This is a genomic window from Vreelandella maris (assembly GCF_013371085.1).
Classification (GTDB): domain Bacteria; phylum Pseudomonadota; class Gammaproteobacteria; order Pseudomonadales; family Halomonadaceae; genus Vreelandella; species Vreelandella maris.
In genome coordinates this window covers 240,458-257,331 of sequence record NZ_JABWCV010000005.1, presented here as the reverse complement: position 1 = coordinate 257,331, position 16,874 = coordinate 240,458, and the positions used below count along the sequence as shown (strand labels likewise).

General features: G+C 51.2%; 13 protein-coding genes and 1 pseudogene. 8 read left to right on the top strand and 6 right to left on the bottom strand.

The window, feature by feature from the left end; genetic code table 11:
* Window positions 1-215: 215 nt before the first annotated feature.
* From HUO07_RS06325 to HUO07_RS06315, 3 genes are all read right to left on the bottom strand, one after another.
* The gene (locus HUO07_RS06325; RefSeq protein ID WP_176302855.1) at window positions 216-1,070 is read right to left on the bottom strand and encodes a hypothetical protein; all 855 of its coding nucleotides are present in this window, start codon (window positions 1,068-1,070) and stop codon (window positions 216-218) included.
* A gap of 25 nt (window positions 1,071-1,095) precedes the next feature.
* On the bottom strand, window positions 1,096-1,677 hold the full coding sequence (locus HUO07_RS06320) for a hypothetical protein (RefSeq protein ID WP_176302854.1): 582 nt from the start codon (window positions 1,675-1,677) through the stop codon (window positions 1,096-1,098).
* Window positions 1,678-1,812: 135 nt separating this feature from the next.
* Complete coding sequence (locus tag HUO07_RS06315) at window positions 1,813-4,449, bottom strand: glycoside hydrolase family 19 protein (protein ID WP_217908792.1); 2,637 nt, start codon at window positions 4,447-4,449, stop codon at window positions 1,813-1,815.
* Window positions 4,450-5,038: 589 nt separating this feature from the next.
* Between HUO07_RS06315 and HUO07_RS06305 the strand changes: the two are divergent.
* The 7 genes and pseudogenes from HUO07_RS06305 to HUO07_RS06275 all read left to right on the top strand — a co-directional run bounded on the left by HUO07_RS06305 (window position 5,039) and on the right by HUO07_RS06275 (window position 12,037).
* Window positions 5,039-6,052: pseudogene (locus tag HUO07_RS06305) on the top strand (IS630 family transposase).
* A gap of 560 nt (window positions 6,053-6,612) precedes the next feature.
* On the top strand, window positions 6,613-7,278 hold the full coding sequence (locus HUO07_RS06300) for an ABC transporter permease (protein WP_176302853.1): 666 nt from the start codon (window positions 6,613-6,615) through the stop codon (window positions 7,276-7,278).
* A 42-nt stretch (window positions 7,279-7,320) separates the two neighbouring features.
* Window positions 7,321-8,481, top strand: coding sequence for an ABC transporter ATP-binding protein (locus tag HUO07_RS06295; protein WP_176302852.1), 1,161 nt, complete (start codon window positions 7,321-7,323; stop codon window positions 8,479-8,481).
* A gap of 2 nt (window positions 8,482-8,483) precedes the next feature.
* A complete protein-coding gene (locus tag HUO07_RS06290) occupies window positions 8,484-9,215 on the top strand; it encodes an ABC transporter permease (protein WP_176302851.1) in 732 nt (243 codons plus the stop codon).
* Between the two features lie 42 nt (window positions 9,216-9,257).
* Complete coding sequence (locus HUO07_RS06285) at window positions 9,258-10,142, top strand: glycine betaine ABC transporter substrate-binding protein (RefSeq protein WP_176302850.1); 885 nt, start codon at window positions 9,258-9,260, stop codon at window positions 10,140-10,142.
* A gap of 70 nt (window positions 10,143-10,212) precedes the next feature.
* Window positions 10,213-11,097: a glycine betaine ABC transporter substrate-binding protein gene (locus tag HUO07_RS06280; RefSeq protein ID WP_176302849.1), complete on the top strand. Its 885-nt coding sequence runs from the start codon at window positions 10,213-10,215 to the stop codon at window positions 11,095-11,097.
* A 97-nt stretch (window positions 11,098-11,194) separates the two neighbouring features.
* Window positions 11,195-12,037, top strand: coding sequence for a nitrilase-related carbon-nitrogen hydrolase (locus HUO07_RS06275; protein WP_176302848.1), 843 nt, complete (start codon window positions 11,195-11,197; stop codon window positions 12,035-12,037).
* A 58-nt stretch (window positions 12,038-12,095) separates the two neighbouring features.
* Here HUO07_RS06275 and HUO07_RS06270 read toward each other — a convergent pair whose 3' ends face one another.
* The 3 genes from HUO07_RS06270 to HUO07_RS06260 are packed head-to-tail and all read right to left on the bottom strand — an operon-like array spanning window position 12,096 to window position 15,816.
* Window positions 12,096-13,586: a CoA-acylating methylmalonate-semialdehyde dehydrogenase gene (locus HUO07_RS06270; RefSeq protein WP_176302869.1), complete on the bottom strand. Its 1,491-nt coding sequence runs from the start codon at window positions 13,584-13,586 to the stop codon at window positions 12,096-12,098.
* Window positions 13,587-13,615: 29 nt separating this feature from the next.
* On the bottom strand, window positions 13,616-14,890 hold the full coding sequence (locus tag HUO07_RS06265) for a M24 family metallopeptidase (RefSeq protein WP_176302847.1): 1,275 nt from the start codon (window positions 14,888-14,890) through the stop codon (window positions 13,616-13,618).
* Between the two features lie 44 nt (window positions 14,891-14,934).
* Entirely contained in the window at window positions 14,935-15,816 is an 882-nt protein-coding gene (locus HUO07_RS06260; protein ID WP_176302846.1) for a HalD/BesD family halogenase, read from the bottom strand.
* 138 nt (window positions 15,817-15,954) lie between these two features.
* Here HUO07_RS06260 and HUO07_RS06255 point away from each other — a divergent pair, with 138 nt between their 5' ends.
* Window positions 15,955-16,830, top strand: coding sequence for a LysR family transcriptional regulator (locus HUO07_RS06255; protein WP_176302845.1), 876 nt, complete (start codon window positions 15,955-15,957; stop codon window positions 16,828-16,830).
* Window positions 16,831-16,874: the final 44 nt, after the last annotated feature.

The following is a 16,874-nucleotide window of genomic DNA, read 5'->3' as shown; positions in this document are numbered from 1 at the left end:
CTTCGAGCCGGAATTCAGGGCTAAAGTTACGTTTTGGTCTTGTTGCCATGCTGCCACCTAGTGATGTCTTGGTGCATATTAGCACCTCTAATTAGGTGGCCAAATTCACTATGCCACTACAGGTCATTTCCAAAGCTAATAAATCAGCCTTGGAGCATAGCAAACATGGAAGTTTTAAATGCTTCTTTATGGTATTTAGATGACGGGTGCTGACCTTAGCGTGGCCTACGTATGCCACTCCAAGTGCCATAAATGCTATTACGGGCAAAACCCCACTCTCCCCAGAAAACATCCATATTATCCTTTGGAACACTAAATAAAAAATAGCCCCCATTATTACTGAGCGACCACTGTCCTGCGATAGAAATTGCATCTTGCCCACTGCTGTACTGTATATTGGAAAGAGCTCCAACGGCTTCACTGTCGGCCAACCGGTACGCTCCTCTACTGCCTTTAAACTCCACACGTGCTCGAATTCGACTTCCATCGTCAATCGTATAACTCGTATCCCACGAGCTTTCATGAAGCCGAGGGAACTGTGCAGTAGGAGGCGGCATCATCATTTTGACTGGGCTTGGTCGTACGACTGTGGTTGGGCTAATGTCGTTGTCAGCCTCAATCAAGCAGAGGAAATTTTCTTGCACACACACTGGAGGAGGCTCAAACATTTCGCCAATAGTCGGTAAATTGCTTGGCGGTGGGAACCACGATTCATCGATATCATCGATTCGCCCCCGCCGATATTCTGGGCGGAGAAGCGAATATTGCTCGGATGCTAAATCAAATCGACCAATAAATTTCTTGGTAGTCGAATCGAAATAGTACGCTTTATCTGGGGCTTCATCATAAACAATGACAATTTGTTGTTGATACTCAAGGCTATTTTCTGGGTTCTTCGCGAACCAAAACGTCGATCTGAGCCTTTTTTCTGAATCACGGCTCCAGCCATCGGTTTTATCGCCGTTGGTGTAAAATTGGTCAGGATGCTGCAGTTGCACCTGTGCGAACACCACGCTAATTGAAGTCAAGAGAATAAATACAAGTAGTATTAAGAAATTTGCCAGTCTCATATTTATCTCCTTTTAGTAAGGATATTTAGCGGCCATTGCTTTCTTCAAACGGGGGCGGCGGCTTAGATTCCAATGCTTCTGGCCTCTTTTGAACTCTATTGCTGAGGGGAGGAGTTAACGGTATATCAATTTCTGTAATTGGAATGTCGGCTTTGTACTCAATCGGCTTATAAAGGCACACCGCAATCAAGATCATGCCACCCAGCGCAAAAATCAATCCGGGGCTAGCACTTTTTAAACTGATTTCGCCTTTCGTTTGCTCGGCTCCAACAGCGCCTGTCAGGGTGTAAGCCGCTTCAATTCCAAACCAGGTCATCATCAGGCCGATATAGACGCACACGTAACCGATAATCATGCCGAACGCGACCTGCACGGAAGATGCCAAGGCCATTTTCTCAACTGTATCGCTCGTCACAAAACGTGTGCCAATAATTAAGATAAGAAAAAACGCAAACAACATCGTGACAATCAGAAGCGGAAGGAAGTATTGACCAACGATCTTGGCAATATTTATTCTAAGAGCCTGTAACTCGTGGGGCGAGTTGGCACTTCTTTTCTTGGACTCTGCAGCACCAGTCGATGTTGAAATTTTTGGGCGAATCATCATGCCCTCCTCTCGGAGCGCCATACGTGGCCACCAATTCGCTATTACTTTCGACCACTACCAATACGTTTATTATCGCTGCCCTGGATGATATTCACCCGTAACAGCTGAATTTCACGATCCAAAAAGAGAACTTTTTCACTGCATACGCTCGTCAATACCTAGCCGCATGGCTCGTAGCGAGCTGCCGTTACGATGAAATTCAATAGGTTTACTTTTATTGCCCGTATTTTTAGATTGGCCAGTTATGTCTAACCCCGCTATAGCGGCAAAGGTACTAGCCACAGTCTGGTAATCATCATCAAAAGCCCCATGACTTTGCGCCTGTGAGGTATGGCCGCCTGCGACTATGTCATTATTGGGAGCGATGACTAAACGGTGTTGGGTACCTGGAACAAAAAGCGATTTCACATTTTTATCGAGCCAGCACTCCATGCCTAGAATGGGCTTGCCCTCTCTGAAGCCAGGGATTCTGCACTCATCCTCCAAAGCATGCGATACGAGATAGAGAAGAGATTTATTATAAATTCGCGCGCAGTGATCATCTCGTTCCGCTTTATCGCTAAGCGTGTATAAATTGAACTTCCGGATTTGGCCTTTTTTGATAGCAGGTAAGTAATTTTTATTAAAGAGCTTTACGGTACATGCAGGCGCCCACAGTGTGCAGCTTTCAATCGTTATTCCATTATTCACCAATAGTGGCACCAAACCGGCATGCATAATTGAGCCTGCACTGTGCCCTACCAAATGAACTTCTACCTCTCTGCCCTTCAGCCAGGGTTGTTCTTTCATAGCCGCGAGGCATCTCGCAACTTGCCATACTGCGCACTGCTTCTGGCTGGCTGCAAGAGCGTTCTCTTTCATTTCTTTCCATGCCGCTCGCCCGCCAAAGGTCCGTGCTACGGGTTCAAGGGCGTCATCTAGCCGGTCGAGCATGAAGTCTTTTGTCGCATCAAGCCAGCCCTCTGACCGACGCCGCCGCATGGCGTCTGCAAGAATGTTAGAAACGGTGGTCCAAAAGTCGCTTCGCCAGATGAAGGAAAGAGGATATATGTCTCCTCCAAGCAGTGCAGGCCGGTATTCCGCCAGCCGCTGTACGGCTGACTCCTCATCCACTAGCCCGCCATGTGCATAAAGTAAGATCCGAACTTTGTCCCAGCCCTCTGTTATCCGCGGTATATCGTCTTTGAATATCTGCTCAAGCTCGTAGTCCGTGACTCCCCAATCACCTCCCGCGCGTAGGAACCCATCATTTCCGATGCTGACAATATGCGGGCGTAAGTCAACGTATGCATAGGCCGCCGACTCGCCGGAACTGACGGCATGTGCCGTAGCGGTGGATTCTACACTGCACAGCGTTACCGGGGCGCCCAAGCGAGCGACCCATACATCTGTACCATTACGCAGCCAGTCATCGTAGCTGATTCGCGCAAAGCCTCCCCGGCCCCACTCAGGGCCCCAGGAGTTCTGCAACCAAAAGCCTCCGTCATCATAGGCTAAGATGGCAAACGCGTGGCCGCCCATGATCTGGTCAGTCATCTTAATGACACCGTCGTTTCCTACCTCCTGCCAGCCCGTATGCACGGTACAGGTAGCGTAAAGAATGCCTACTTCGGCAATAGCCGAGTGCATCGCTACTAAGTCTTTATGGTTAACGCGAAAGTAAGCCCCTAACGGACGCCGCCGGGCTTCGGAGGTACGTTCCCATGTTAATCCTGAGTCAGCGCCACGAGATGGATAAAGCTCTTCAGGACAAACACCGTGCTTATGCCATCCTTTAATCGCACCACGAGCACTTGAACCCGAATAATTTTCCCCAGGCCATTCATCATGTCGCCGGGCTAGGTCATAGAGCATGCGCGCACTAACAGGCATGAGATCAGGAACAACGCGACGACGACGCAGCAGATAATTGGCCACGGTGGCAAGCCCATAACCAGTGCAAGCCCCTTCCTCACCCTGGTCGAGGATCGGCACGTCATAATCTAAGTAATTACCTAAAGGAATATGGGTAGGTACCTCAATTAACGTAGGCACAAACATTCGATCCCGGAAATCAATCGTGTCTGGCCGGGCATCAAAACTATGTTTGACGTGTTTGGTTTCATATTGCTCAAAAGAGCTAGATGTTAGTAGAAAACTTCGTATAGCTTCCGCCCCACGCGGAAGAGCAACTAAAGGCTCAGATTGTGATTTATTGCCAAGCGATGCTTTAGTAGGAGGTAGATTGTTGATTTCTTGGAGAGCGCGTTCATAAAAACGTTTGCGTTCAGCCAAACCATTGTAGCCCCCGTTTATGCATTGAGTAGTCGCCTTGAAATCACCTGCATCGGCTAGTTGGTTAAGCCCATTATTTTGCCAGAACAACCCGGCAATACTGAATCCAACCTCCGGCGTCGCTGCAAGCTCGGGGTGCTTTATCAGGTCAACCTTTAGCAGATCACCATAGTGACTATAATTAGCTCTCCCGGTAAGTTGGATTGGGCCCCGCCCCTTGAAACGCTTGCCGTCACCAGGCTGAGTATTGCCTAGCGCGCACGCCAAGTCGCTCTTCGGTTCGTAACGTTTTTGCGCCGCAGTTGGCCCCCAAATCTCTTCCATGTAGCGAAATTCGCCAGATTCATATGCTATCTGGGCAATAAAGGCTGCAATGCGATTACGATTAGTGATGCTGTATCTCAGCATCGCCTCGTTGAGCGGGCATTCATAAGTCGCCAACTTAGAGTGTGAGGCATGAAGTGTGATTCGCATCAACTGCTGTTGGTTGATAACCATGAGGCGCGCCTCACTATAAATCAAATAATTACGGCCTAGGAATACTCCTCTCATGCTCGGCTATGCCATGAGTGACTTTCAAAGCGAATTACTGTTTACAAAGGCATAGTCTTCAAATGCTATGTGGGCAAGAAAAAATTACTTGGCTAGTTGTCTGATGAAGAAGCTGCCACTTTTTTTTTAAAAAAAAGCAAATGAAATCAATGATCCATTGTTGCAACGATCGTTTTAGTTGATAAAAAATTAGCTTTTATTATCCATCAGGGCGATGTAGATACCAGAATTAAGTGTTTAGTACTTGATTGGCAAACACTTTAATATTTGCTGACTTCTTCCAGATACCCGTTCTACTCCACATAGTGATGTTAATCCATGTTTTACCACTTTTTCCGTGCTTGTGATAAAGCACCAGAGATATTATCCAGTAGGTAACGAAAGTGGCTGAGGTTAATTAGCTGGAAAAACGCGGGGAACCAATCATCCGGCCTCCTATAACTACTGAAACAAGCATTTTTGTAAGGGTGAAATAAGTGACACCGCATAAGTTATAGTGTATAAAAACAGAAGCTTAGAGCAAGGGAGATGCATCATGTCTCGTCGCTTGCGCTTCATTTCTTTGACACCTGAACAACAACTTATCGTGAATGACGCCTACCAGCACGGTGCAAAGAGAGCGCTAAGTCACAGGGCTCACGCCATCTTGCTTAGCCACAAAGGTCATTCGATTAACCAGATTCGCGACATCCTCGGGGTTAAACGCGATACGGTGTCTACTTGGTTATACCAATGGGAGAAAGACGGCATTGAAGGCCTGCAAGATAAGCCTCGTGAAGGACGACCTCACCTTCTCAACGAGAGCGAGCTTGCTGTGTTACATCAGCTCGTTGAAGAGCACCCGCATCAATTACCCGTCCTCCATGCCACGTTTCAAGAGAAGGCAGGTAAAGTCGTCAGCCAGGACACGTTGCTTCTCGCATTAAAAAAACGGTAACAGTTGAAAGCGGGTACGCTGCTCATTGACGTCGCTGCGTGACGAAACGGATTTCTGTCATACACAAAGCTTGATCAATGCGTTAAAGGCATGGGAAGACAACGGCGAATGTGATCTTTACTTCTTTGATGAAGCTGGCTTCTCTCAATCATCATCACTTCCCTATGCATGGAACCTGGTAGGGAAGCCTTGGGAAGTGACCGCCTATTCACGTAGCAAGCGACTCAATGTCCTGGGCTTTCTCACCAGGAAAGGTAGCTTATTTCATCGTATGACAACCGAGTCAGTGAAGACGGAGACCGTTATAGAAGCGTTCGATCAGTTCGCGGCACAGAAACATGCTGATACCTTCGCCGTCGTGGTACTGGACAATGCCAGAATGCACCGTTCCAAAGCTTTCCAGCGCAAAATCATCGACTGGATGGTGCATCGCATTCATCTGGTCTATCTGTCACCTTATTCGCCGGAACTGAACCTGATCGAAATTCTTTGGCGTGACATCAAGTACCGGTGGCTACCGCTGGCAGCCTACCCTCGTTCGATAAGCTCTGTGAAGCGGTCAAAAACGTGTGGGATGGTTACGGAACCAATAACTCGATAACTTTTGCATAACAACTTATTTCAAGGGTGTTGAAAGGAGCTCTAAAGCCACAACAGCTATACAGCTGTATCACCCTCTCGTGCTGCTCAGTAGAACCTCTACTCGGTTCTTGTTCATTAGCTAACTGTATGTCTACTCTCCACGGCCGGTCACCTTTCGCCGTTGCACTTCAATCTGTTCGCTGCGGAAATTGCGTGAAGATTATACTTCTAAGAAGGCGGCCCATATCTGATCAAAAAAACAGATTCCGTTGATCAGCTTCCATTAATAAAACAAATATTACTACACAATTTAGCCTAACCACCCCGTCAAGCTGAAGGGTTTAGCCACTAGAGCAACCGGAGCGGAAGTAAGGTGCGCTGCTTCCATTAAAATTAACTATTACGCTTCCTGATTGTGCCTATTACCCATCATCATACCAATACTCAGTAATCCCCCTTACCTTTTGTTAAACTGCACTCTTTCTAAACACTAGCGCAGTCCTTGGCGGGCGGCGCTCTGGCCGCGATTAGCATGCATAAGCAGTTTTATAACGGCTCTTATATAATTATTAATAACCAGGAGGCAGCGTTTGGAGCTATTTCACTTCGCCTTGAATAATGCAGGTCTGCTGCTATCTCGCACAATCGAGCATATTGCCCTTGTTGGCGTTGCCGTTGGCATTGCCACCTTAACGGGTGTGCCAATCGGCATCGCCATTACTAAAAATGAGCGTGTCGCACAAAGTGTACTCTATCTAGCGTCCATCATCGTTACCATCCCTTCAATCGCCCTTTTTGGCATCATGATTCCGGTTTTATCGCTCATCGGGCATGGCATTGGCTATGTGCCTGCAGTGATCGCGGTATTGCTGTACTCCCAGCTGCCGATCATCCGCAACACGTACACGGCGATTAATAATGTTAATCCGGCATTACGGGAAGCCGCTCGAGGCATTGGCATGAGCCCCAATCAGCGCCTGCGTTTGGTTGAAATTCCGCTCGCCATCCCGGTCATCATGGCAGGGGTTCGCACGGCCGTAGTGCTCAATATTGGCGTCATGGCGATCGCCGCCTACATCGGCGCCGGTGGATTAGGCACCTTTATCAGCCGGGGCATTTCTCAATCGGATCCTCGCCAGCTAATTGTCGGTGCGATTGCCGTAAGTCTGCTGGCCATTATCGTTGACTATTCACTGCTGTATTTACAAAAGCGCCTAACCCCTAAAGGGATGAGCCGTGAGGCCGCGGCGATCTAACGCCTCTTTCTTGATGTAATTGCTACTATAAGAGACACCCATATGATTCGACTTGATAGCCTGACCAAGGTGTTCGATACGCCGAAAGGCGCGGTGGTGGCCGCTGACCATATCGATATGGAAGTGCCCGAAGGGGAAATCTGCGTCCTCTTGGGGCCATCGGGCTGCGGCAAGACCACCACGCTGAAGATGATCAACCGGATCGTTAAGCCCACTGCTGGCAAAGTGTTTATCAATGGCGAGGATACAACCGGCCTCGATACACAGACACTGCGTCGCAATATTGGCTACGTGATCCAGCAGATTGGTCTGTTTCCCAACATGACCATCGAAGAAAACATCACCATTGTGCCCAAGCTATTGGGCTGGGATAAGGCCAAGTACAAAGCACGGGCTCGCGAAATGATGGCGATGATCGCGCTGGAGCCGGATGCGTTTCTTAAGCGCTTCCCCAGTGAGCTATCGGGCGGCCAACAGCAGCGCATTGGGGTGGCCCGTGCGCTCGCCGCCGACCCGCCGGTGATGTTGATGGATGAACCGTTTGGCGCCATCGACCCGATCAACCGGGCCGTCATTCAAGATGAGTTCCTTAAAATGCAGCAGGAACTCAACAAAACCATCATGTTCGTGAGCCACGACATCGATGAAGCTATCAAAATGGGCGACCGCGTGGCAGTTTTCCGTGAGGGTAAACTAGTTCAGTATTCTACGCCCGATGACTTGCTGGCGGCGCCCAAAAACGCCTTTGTGGAATCTTTCCTCGGTGAAGACCGTGCGCTTAAGCGGTTAAACCTGGTAAAAGTGCGTGAGATTGTTACCGATGAAATTGGCACCGTCTTGCCAAGTGATACGCTAGAGACAGCGTTGGCGAAAATTGACGACTACGGTTATCAAAACGCTATTTTGATGGTGAATGAACGGAAGCAACCCGCCGGGATTATTAGCCGCTCCGTCGCCCGCACTACTAAAGGCTATTGCCGCGATCACTTCCAAGCTGTTCCTGCGGTTGTAGATCTCGACGATGACCTACGCAAAGCCGCCTCTTTGATGTTTGCCCACGACCAAACTTGGCTGCCCTGCATCAACCAAGAAGGAACGGTGTGCGGCCAAATTACCCAGCGCGCCATGACCAGCCACCTAGGCGCACGCTATCGCGCTCGCCAAGGGGATGATCGCAAGCCATCTGCGGCCATTAAGGAATAACCATGCCTATTCGATCCATAAAAGGGGTGCTTAAGGTACTGGTGCTGGTGGCCATTTTTTTCGCCGGAGTGTGGAGCCAGTCTAGTGGCGTCATTGACGAGTTTTTGTGGTATCTGCCTGACGTTCAGTATTTGATGGTTCAGCATATCTGGCTCACGGTGATGTCCGGTAGCTTGGCGATTCTCTTTGCCATTCCGCTAGGTATTGTACTGTCGCGCCCCAAAATGGCGAATGTAGCCGAGTCACTCATGCAAGTGCTCAACGTTGGAACCACTATCCCCACCCTTGCCGTGCTTGCGCTGTCGATGAGCTTTTTAGGCATTGGCACGGTACCGGCCGTTTTTGGCCTCTTTGTGGCCACGCTACTACCCATTACCCGTAACACCTATACGGGATTGAAGGGAGTTAACCCAGCACTCATGGAAGCGGCTGCGGGGATTGGCATGTCACCGATGCAACGGCTTTTCAAAGTCGAGCTGCCCAATGCCCTCTACGTAATTTTTGCAGGGATGCGCACAGCACTAACGATCAATGTGGGCACGGTTCCCCTGGCGTTTTTGATCGGCGCGGGCGGTCTCGGTGAGCTTATTTTTACCGGCATTGATCTTTATGACCCGGTCATGATGCTTTCCGGTGCCATTCCCACCGCGCTGTTGGCGATCGTGGTCGATGCGCTGATCGCGGTTATTGCGTTTCTGGTGGTTCCTCGAGGGGTCAATCCCGGTCGCGCTTAAACCTCGCCACCCCTGAAGCTTTTCTAACAAAAGAAGGAGTCGATGATGAAAACATTCACTACAGCACTGACCAGTATTGCCTTGGCGAGTAGCGTAACGCTCGCAAACGCCAACGAAATCAGCGTTGGCGGTAAGAACTTCACCGAGCAGCAGATACTGGCCACCATGACGACACAGTATCTGGACAGCCTCGGTTACGATGTTGATAGCCGCTCAGGCATGGGCTCGGCCATTCTTCGCCAAGCACAGGAGAATGGTCAGATTGATCTTTATTGGGAATACACCGGCACGTCCCTGATCAACTACAACGACATCAGCGAAAGCCTCAGCCCTGAAGAGACCTACCAACGGGTTAAGGAACTCGACGCCGAGAAAGGCCTTACCTGGCTTGATCCGTCGGAGGCCAACAACACTTATGCGCTCGCCATGCGCCAAGCTGATGCCGAGGAAAGTGGCATTGAAACGCTTTCTGACCTGGCCGAAGCGGTCAATAATGAGCAGGGTCTAACCTTTGCGCTAAATGCCGAGTTCTACGCCCGTGAAGATGGTTGGCGCCCGCTGATGGAAGCCTACGACTTTCGTGTAGGTCGCAGCGAAGTGAGCCGCATGGATACAGGCTTAGTCTATCAAGCACTGCGCAATGAAGAAGTCGACGTCGGCCTCGTATTTGCCACCGACGGCCGTATTCCTGCCTTTGACTTTTACGTGCTTGAAGACGATCAAGGCTTTTTCCCGTCTTATGCGCTCGCGCCGGTAGTGCGCACGGAAATCCTGGAAGCTAATCCTGAGCTTGCCGACCAGATGAATAGACTTTCAGCACTGCTCACCGACGCGACCATGGCCGAACTTAATGCCAGCGTGGACGTCGAGCGCGAGTCGATCGAAGACGTATCAAGGGGCTTCCTCGAAGAGAACGAGCTGCTGTAACTATTGCTCGAGTTACCGCCCCAGCTACCTAGGGGCGGCCTACCCTACTCACCCGACTCCGAGGATATTCATGAAAACCAAACTGAAAGCCCTGGCGCTATCCGCATTCGCTCTTTCCTTTGCTGGCCTCGCGCAGGCCGAGACTCTCAATGTGGGCGGCAAAAACTTTACCGAACAGCTGATCCTGGCCTCCATGACCAGTCAGTATCTAGAAGGTAAAGGCTACGATGTCGACGAACGGTCGGGTATGGGGACTTCAGTGTTGCGTCAAGCCCAGGAAAATGGCCAGATCGACCTTTACTGGGAATACACGGGTACCTCGCTGATCAGCTACAACAAAGTGGAAGAGAAGCTCTCCCCTGAGGCGACCTATGAGCGCGTCAAGCAATTGGATGCTGAGAAAGGGCTGGTTTGGCTCGCCCCTTCCGACGCGAACAACACTTACGCGCTGGCCATGCGCGAGAACCACGCTGAATCGCTGGGCATCACCAGCATCTCCGATTTGGCACGGGTAATCAACGAAGGTAACGCGCTGACACTGGCCTCCAACGCCACCTTCTATGCCCGTGACGATGGCCTACGCCCGATGCAGGAAACCTACGGCTTCGAATTCGGCCGGCGCAACGTTTCACGCATGGATCAGGGACTCACCTTGTCCGCACTGGATGATGAAGAGGTTGATGTGGCCATGACCACCGCCACCAACGGTCGCATTCCAGCGCTGGATCTGACGGTACTGGAAGATGACAAGGCATTTTTCCCCGATTACGCACTCACCCCGGTGGTGCGTCAGGAAACCCTGGAAGCCCACCCTGAGCTTGCCGACCAGATGAATCGCCTCTCGGCGCTGCTGAACGACGCGACCATGGCTGAACTCAACGCCCACGTCGATGTTGAGCGCGAGTCAATCGAAGACGTGGCAGAGAGCTTCCTAGCCGAGAATGACCTCCTCTAACACTGCTAGGCACATGTCCATGGCGCTGGCATAATGCCTTGCCATCACATCACAGCAAAGCCGCTCCATTTGAGCGGCTTTTTCAATGGGGACACCAATGCATTATCAAGACAAGCTTCGTGTCGGTGCCGCGCAGATCAATACAACATTGGGTGAGTTGGATGCCAATATCGACCGCCATTTGTCGCTAATTGCCGAGGCGAAGCGTAAAGGGGTGGAATTGCTGGTATTCCCCGAGTTGTCATTGACAGGTTATCGCCTAGCAAACCAAGTGATGCAGGTGGCGATGCCCTTGGAAGACCCACGCCTTAAAATGCTAGCCAATGCCTGTGGTTCTATGCAGGTCGTGGTTGGTTTTGTCGAAGAGGCGAGCCCCGGCGAGTACTACAATGCGCTGGCCATCTTTCAGCACGGCCAGCTAATGGGCGTGCATCGCAAGCTCAATCTGCCCACCTATGGCGGGCTGGAAGAAGGCAAGTGGTTTACCCATGGCAGTGAACTCACGCATACCGATATTTGCCCTGGCTGGTCTGCCACTCAGCTGATTTGTGCCGACTTATGGAACCCAGCGTTAGTGCATGCCGCCCTGCTCGCCCGCCCAACGGTGCTTTGCGCGCCGATTAATTCAGCTAGCGGCATCGTCAGCGAGGACTTTTCCAATGAAGAAAATTGGGCGTTGAATACGCGGTTTTACGCCATGACCTATGGCACACCGGTCATTATGGCGAATCGCTTTGGGCCGGAGGGTGACAGCCACTTCTGGGGCGGCTCGCGTATTCTCGGCCCGAGTGGTGAGACGCTTGCGCAGGCCAACGATGAAGAGGTGCTGATTATGGCGGATCTTTCCCGCACCGCGATTGCCAAAGCACGCTTTGAATTACCCACACATCGTGATGCGGATACACCTCTGGTCAGGGAGCTTATGGCGGGGTATCGCTAGTACGGCCAAGCTCACCCGCCAGAGGAAGTATCCGGCGGGTGGGGGGTATAAGATAGGTTCAGTTGGAGGGAAAGCTAAACTGTGCCGACTCTTGGGCACTTTCCGTCGGCCAACGCTGTGAAATCGCCTTACGCCGAGTGTAAAAGCGCACTGCGTCGGGCCCATAGGCGTGCAAATCGCCAAACAATGACTCTTTCCACCCACCAAAGCTATGAAAGGCTACCGGTACGGGTAGCGGCACATTAATGCCTACCATGCCGACCTCAACCTCATCGGTGAAGCGGCGTGCTGCTTCACCAGCGCGGGTAAACAAGCAGGTGCCATTTCCATACTGGTGAGCATTTATGAGTTCAACGGCTTGATCAAAGTCATCCACGCGAACGACACACAAGACGGGGCCAAAAATCTCATCTTGGTAAATACGCATCGCTGAAGTGACGTGGTCAAATAGCGTCGCGCCCATAAAGTAGCCAGGGGCGTTTTCCACTAGCGGATGTTTGCGACCATCGAGTCTTAATACCGCACCGGCTGATTCGCCTTGACCGATATAACCTGCCACCCGATCACGGTGGGCTTGGTTCACCAACGCGCCCATATCCAACCCCGACTCTGTTCCGGGTCCAATATTGAGATGCTTCGCTTTTTCAGCAATCTTGTCTACCAACACATCAGCGGTTTGATTTCCCACACAAACAACCACCGAAATCGCCATGCAGCGTTCACCAGCGCTACCATAAGCGGCACCAATCAAGGTATTAGCCGCATTCTCAAGGTCAGCATCAGGCAGTATGACCGCATGATTTTTCGCCCCACCTAATGCTTGCACGCGCTTACCCAGGCTGGCACCACGCTCGTATATTGCTTTGGCTACCGGCGTAGAACCAACGAACGACAGCGCTTTAACCTTTGGATGTTCGATGAGCGCATCGGCGGCCTCACGGTCTCCTTGTACGACGCTAAACACACCGGCTGGCAGGCCTGCTTCTTTAAGTAGCTCCGCCATTTTGATCGCCACGGAGGGCACTTGCTCTGACGGTTTTAAAATAAAACAGTTGCCACACGCAATCGCTATGGGGAACATCCATAGCGGCACCATCGTGGGAAAGTTGAACGGTGTGATGCCCGCGACAATCCCCACCGGCTGATGGTTTGACCACGTATCAATACCCGGTCCAGCGTTATGGGAATACTCGCCCTTTAATAGCTCAGGAATACCGCATGCGTATTCGACGTTTTCAATGCCACGCTTGAGTTCTCCCATGGCATCTTCCAACACTTTGCCATGTTCTTCGCTAATCAGCTTACACAGCGCCTCAGCATCACGTTCTAACAGCATTTTGAAGCGATACATGACCTGTACGCGTTTGCTAGGCGGCATATCACGCCAAGTGGGATACGCCGTTAGCGCCATGTTGACGGCTGAGTTGACCGTTTGCGTGTCCGCCATTGCCACTTGGCGCACCGTTTTACCAAATGCTGGATCTACCACGGGTAAGTAACGAGCTGCTTCTACGGGGTCCCCTCCTATCCAGTGGGGAACAGTCGTCAGCGATGAATCAATCACGGGATTACACTTCCTTATTTTAGCAGCTCGTCGTTGAAGGGGTAGCGTGAGAGCTTTTCGATACCAGTCTCGGTAATCAATACCTCTTCTTCGAGTTTGACACCATCAGCCGCGCCGACCTCGCCGATATAACTTTCGACCGACACCACCATGCCTGGCTCTAGAACACCGTCTTTGGAGAACCTATCGAAATCCATATGGTGGGCGACCAGCGGCGTTTCACCATGCATCCCCACCCCATGAATGATCGATGGGTAGCGACGGTCGATAAAGCGCTCGGGAATTTTCCAGGCTTTATCGGCAATTTCACGGTAGCTCATGCCCGGCTTAAGCAAGCCCATGTTGTGGTGTACCTGGTCGTACGCCATGCGATATATCTCACGCTGATAGGCCGAAGGTTTGCCTGGCCCAACGTGGAACGTGCGCGAGAAATCTGAGTAGTAACCGTGGCAACCGATGGTATCGGTATCCAGCGCGACCAGCTCGCCAGGGCGAATTTTGCGGTCACTGGCTTCGTTAAACCAAGGGTTTGTACGCGGCCCAGAAGAGAGAAGTCGGGTTTCGATAAACTCGCCCCCGCCTCTGATCACTTCGCCGTATATGATCGCAAACAACTCGTTTTCAGTAATGCCCGGTTTAATCGCGGCTTCGACTTCCGCCACGGCGGCTTCACTGGCGGCCATCGACTGAGCCAAACAAGCAATTTCTTCAGGCGTTTTGATGCGTCGACAGTGCAACGTATCCTGCATGCAATCGTAGACATCAAGCCCCTGTGCTTCCAATGCACGCGCTAGATTAAGTGCGCAACGGTCAAGGCCTACTTTCTTATTACCCCTGCCGTGTTCCTTAACCAGTTCGGCAATCTCCACACCAAAGGGGTCAGACGACATGCCATCGCGTTGATTCACCGCTGACCACACCACCTTAGAGGTGCGCGCCTCATCAATGGTCTCAAGCCAGGTGGAGACGTGCGCGCTGCCGGGATACTCAAATAAAATGATTGGCCCTTCCAGCGGTACATAAACGTATCGCGTGGAGTTACGCAGGAAGTAACCAAACATATTGCGCGACCCTGTCGCGTAGCGCTGGTTATTCGGGTCAAACAGCACCAGTGCCGCATACCCTTCTTCCGCCATCATGGCACGCAGACGCTGAAGCCGACCAGCGCGCAGCTGTTTAGGATCAAAGGCGGTGGGGATACTATCGCCGTTCGCCATCGGCGCCGACGGCACCACTGGAATCTGATCAGGTTCGTTATCGGTAAGATTTTCGCTTTCGACAATACTCATGGTATCTCTCGCCTCAAGGTTGGTTGGAGTCGTGGGGAACACTCCTAGTCTGCTAGGCTATCGCTACGCTGCATGCCGTCTTTAAGGATTTGTTCATGAACTGGCGCCATGCGGCCAAAGATGCGCTGAGCACGTTCCGGCCGACCCACAAAGCCTGGCTCTTTGGCGTAGGCAAAAATGACAGTGTGGCGCTCTTTATCACCCTCAACCGGCGTCACTCGGTGGAGAGAGTAGCGACCAAAGAACACCTGTAAGTCACCCGGTTGAAGATCAAGGGTTTTCAGTTGTGAGCGATCCCCGTCGATGACTCTCTCAACGTCTTCGAAGTTTTCACCTTCAGGGCTACGGATCCCCGGCGCGTACTCGAAACGGCCGCCATCATGAGATTGACGCGTCATCATCGTGACAATGAACTCGTTGGTGTCATAGTGCCAAGGGTGCTGGCAGCCCTCACGCAACACATTTACCACTAAGTCCGCCAACGGGTCGGCGTACTGGTGAATTTTTTCCATTCCCACTACGGCCCCAATAAAGCGTTGAAATTCTGGGTTTTCATACACTTGCCGGATTATAGTGTCACTACCGATACGATCCCCTGCCACAAAACCATTCGTGCGATCGTCAAAGCGATTTTTGGGATGCGTGGCCGGCAATGAAGGGTCTCCTTCACTGTTATACGGGTTCGTCTCCGTTTGGTTGTAATGAGCATCCGGCGACAGCCGCTCTGTTTCCCGCTCAAGACGTGCTAGTGCCTCCTCAGGAACAAAATTTTTAAGCACGACGCAGCCATCCTCACCTAGCTGACAGCGACACTGTGCGATTAACGCACGCCCAGTGTCGCTGTCCAGCGCATCAATGGGATACGTTTTGAGATCGATAAGGCCATCTAATGTATTCGCCGATGGAGCAACCGTAGTCGCTTGCATGAAAAATACTCCTGTCGAATTAACGAATAGTCTGTTGGATAAGGTCACGTTGAATAACGTTTTGGACAGGGTAGTGATGGATAACTCATAATAGAAATGAATAGTTGAGATACGACCCATTTAAAAGGCTCATGAATTATGGATACGGATTTACTTCGCGCCTTTGTCACCGTGGCGGAATGCCAAGGGTTTAGTGCCGCCGGTAAGGTGTTGCATCGAACCCAATCAGCGATGAGCCTGCAAATAAAGCGTCTTGAGGATCAGATGCGGCAGTCACTCTTTGAGCGCACTAGCCGTAGCGTGTTGCTAACGGCCGCCGGAGAGCGTTTGCTGCCCTACGCACGCCACATACTCAAGTTAGAAGATGAAGCCAAAGACTTACTTAAAGGAGGGACACATGGCGAAATTATTCGACTAGGCATCTCTGAAGAACAAGCGGCTACCTACTTGCCAGATCTATTGCCACGCTTTTCGGCCCAGTTTCCCCATATTCAGTTAGAGGTACAGTGCGATATCAGCGACGCGATGGTGAAGCGCTTTCAGGAAGGGCTGCTGGATGTTGTGCTGTCGGTAAGACATAAGCCCACTCAATCAGGGCAACTACTCGGTTGGGAGCCGATGGTGTGGGTGATTGCTGAACATGTCCCGTTGGCTCAATGGCCAATACTTCCATTGGCCTTAAACCCCGAAGGCTGCATTTTTCGTGCGCATGCGTTGTCAGCACTCGGACGTGAGGAAAAACCCTGGGAGCTTCGCTACATTAGCCAATCCCCGACCGGCATTAATGTCCCTGTGCAAAATGGGCTTGCGCTAACCGTTAAGACACCGCGCAGTGTTCCGCCAGGTTGCCGTATCGTGACAGAAGCCGATGGATTACCTGATCTTGGGCATGTGGAAATAGAGCTTCACCAGCGCCCTGGTCATTCCAGTGAAGCCTTTCAAGCATTTTGCCAAGCGCTGGAAGCAGTTGTTACCGACCATAATGGCATTGAATGCCTACATCTAGGCGCGTAGTAAATCTGTTTATATTTCCAAAGCACCCCCCACCGATCAGACCT